Origin of the sequence: Hymenobacter sp. AT01-02 (assembly GCF_000961955.2) — a bacterium.
Lineage (GTDB): Bacteria > Bacteroidota > Bacteroidia > Cytophagales > Hymenobacteraceae > Hymenobacter > Hymenobacter mucosus.
The window spans coordinates 1-2,744 of the sequence record NZ_JZIR02000096.1; the positions used below are offsets into that span (position 1 = coordinate 1).

General features: G+C 56.5%; 2 protein-coding genes. Both read right to left on the minus strand.

Going from position 1 to position 2,744, the window contains the following annotated elements:
• Positions 1–297 precede the first annotated feature (297 nt).
• Positions 298–1,761, minus strand: coding sequence for a DUF3526 domain-containing protein (locus VI25_RS19875; protein WP_055562767.1), 1,464 nt, complete (start codon positions 1,759–1,761; stop codon positions 298–300).
• Positions 1,762–1,823: 62 nt separating this feature from the next.
• Positions 1,824–2,744: DUF3526 domain-containing protein (locus VI25_RS19880; protein ID WP_152981714.1), on the minus strand; the 921-nt coding region annotated here is incomplete at its 5' end.

Genomic DNA, 2,744 nt, shown 5'->3' on the forward strand with positions numbered 1-2,744 from the left:
GCTGCCGGCAGCGGCGTAGGAAATAGTAGCTAATGCTGCACATGGATTATTGCCCAGGCGCAGAAGTTCACCGTGCGCTCTAGGTACGGCTTCGCTCTTGCTGTAGTCACCTGTTTTCCAGCTTCCACCGATACGTGCTTGTTGGTTGCTTCAGGTAACAAGCACGTTTGGCCGTAGCATCCTGAAAACAAGTAGCTTGAAATCGATAAAGTCCCTATGCAGCTGATCTGCCTCAGCAACAGATAAGGTGCTATATAGCTCATCCGAACGCAAGGATACTCCCATACTGAGCATCTGCTACCGGCTGGCGTGAAGTAACCGCCGATACCCGAGCACCATCAACACCAGCACACCAACTACGTGAAGTAGCAATACGCGGCCGAGATACTGCCCTGAGTAGGTAGCGTATGCGCGCGACTGAAATTGCGGAATGGCGTCCGCATCCTTCACTGTAAATGTGCGATAAGTACTCTCCAGCGCCATTTTGGGATAAAAAAACTGCTGCGTGTGCTCCCGGAAAACATCTACGTCGCGGCTGAACCGGTTGAACTGGTGCCAGTGAGTTCCTGCCAGGGTAGCTAACACCTCTTGTAGCAACAAAGCCGGACTTAGCCACTGCAGTTGCCCAATGGCCGCCTGCTGCTTTTCAACCTGACCATAGAGGTTGTTCTCCGCTACTCGTGTTGCCTGGTCCTTGATGATCTGACTCTTGGATACAATAATGCCGTAGCCGTACACCATACCCGGCGTGACGATGGATGCCTGCCGAATAAGGGTACGCGGGCTGTTGAATACCTCTTTGGTGAGCAACTGACCATCTTTCTCGAAGTAACGGTTGGTGGCTTCGCGCTCAGCCGTGGTCAGAGCAATGCGGCTGGGGATAGGGTAAACCCGGTTCAGGCCGATTTGCAGCAGGTTGGGCAGTAGCAGGCCCAGTAGCAACCACAGAAAAATCAGGCTCATGGCATTGAGGTTGGAACTGAGCGAGAAGCTATTGACTAGAAAAGCCAGCGCAAACCAAAACGCGAAATAGCCCGACACAAACGCGACCAGCCACCACCAGTTAGTAGTAGCCAGGAAGCTGGGCCCAATTAGCAGCGTCAGCACTGGTACTACTACGGTCCACACAGCAGCCGTGAATAGCCCGTAGCGAATACCCAGCCGCCCCAGCAACAGCCGAGCAATAGATTGGTTGCTAGTCTTAAGTAGTACCCACGTCCCCTGTTCTTTTTCCGAGGACAGCAGGTTGTAGGTAAACACGATGATGAGCAGGGGCAACAGATACACCACCACGAACGAAAAATCGAAGGTGTCAACAAACTGTAAAAAGCTGTTGTCAATCTCGCTCTCGTGCACCAGGGCTTGCTTCCGGGTGATGTATACTTTGTAGTAGAACGGCTGCATCGCACTCTGCCCCGTGGCCAGGGCTTGCAGGACAAAGGGCTGCTTCACGGCATACTGGGGGCCTTCGTTGCGGGCAGTATTGTAGGCATACGTGGGGTCGTCCCAGATGAAGCCGGGATAGTACATACCGTGAGCTTCGATGCGCCGGATGCGTGCTTTGAGGCTGTCTTGCGCCGCTACCCGGTGCGCTCTAATTTGGCCTAGCGTGCGTTGCTGCTGGTGCAGCCGGCTGCTACCCATCCAGAGAGCCCCAACGAGCAGCACCAGCAGAATGGAAAAAAGGGTAATCAGCACCCGATTACGGTATAGGGAGATAAGCTCGTGCCTGAAGAGCACGCGGAACAGAGAAGCCTGCATGATACTAGTTGGTTAAGGCTGGCCAGTAACTGCCCCGCCGCAAGAAGAAAACCCAAGCAGCCCTAGGCTGTCAGGCGACGGTAGGCCCAGGCGGCCATGCCCCCGGCGGCTACCAGCCACACCAGCAGAATTACCAACGGAGCCACCGCGTTGTGCAGGCGCCAGCCCAGGCCCGGCGCTGAGTAAGCAAATTGCGGCACTGTCTTCCAAAAGTCATTGCTGGCTACCGTGTGTTTCTGGTAGAAGGCATCCACCACCCTGCCTACGCGGCGGCGGTGGGCCTCCGCCTGTTGGGCAAAGTCATTATGCGTATTTATATCGGTAGCGGTCAGGTGCAAGGAAAAGTCACGGAACGCTAGGAAGGGCGACAGCACGGCGCTGGTCAGCACAAAGGCGTTTTGGCGGGCCTCGTTGCGCTCAACGGCGGCGTAAGCACGGTCCATCACGAGGCCATCAGTTTCTTCGAAGTACTCAATGGTGATGGGGATATAGAAAACCGGAAGGTCCTCTAGGCGCTTAACGTGGTACTGCGCCAGGGTGCGCTGTTCCAGCAGGGCGCGGCGGTGGTCTTTGGTGCCCTCGTTTCCCATGCCGTACTCCTTCTCCCGAAAGGTTTGGTCGTCAAACTCTACCGCCGTGATAGACGGATATACCTGCCGCGATAGTTCGCCCGCCAGCCGAGGTACCAAAAATACGCCTACCAGCCAGAAGCCTGCCAGCACGACCAAGGCCAGCGCCGAACTGCGCGCCAACAGGGACACTGCTACCCCTAGTACCGTGAGCAGTACGGCGTACATCGTCAGCCCCACTACGTAGCAGCCATAGGTGAGCAGCACCGGGCCCAGGCCCGCAGCCCCGCGCTGTACCAGTAGTAGGCCCAGCGCCCCCAGTGCCAGCGTTGCTACCACGGCGCCCACTACCAATCCGCAGGCCAGCAGCTTGCCAATAAATAGCTGCCGGGCTTGTACCCGAGTGCTGAGCAC

Bases quoted from the DNA above. Each gene is read 5' to 3' on its own strand.
- VI25_RS19875 (WP_055562767.1), bottom strand. From the start codon at position 1,761: ATGCAGGCTTCTCTGTTCCGCGTGCTCTTCAGGCACGAGCTTATCTCC.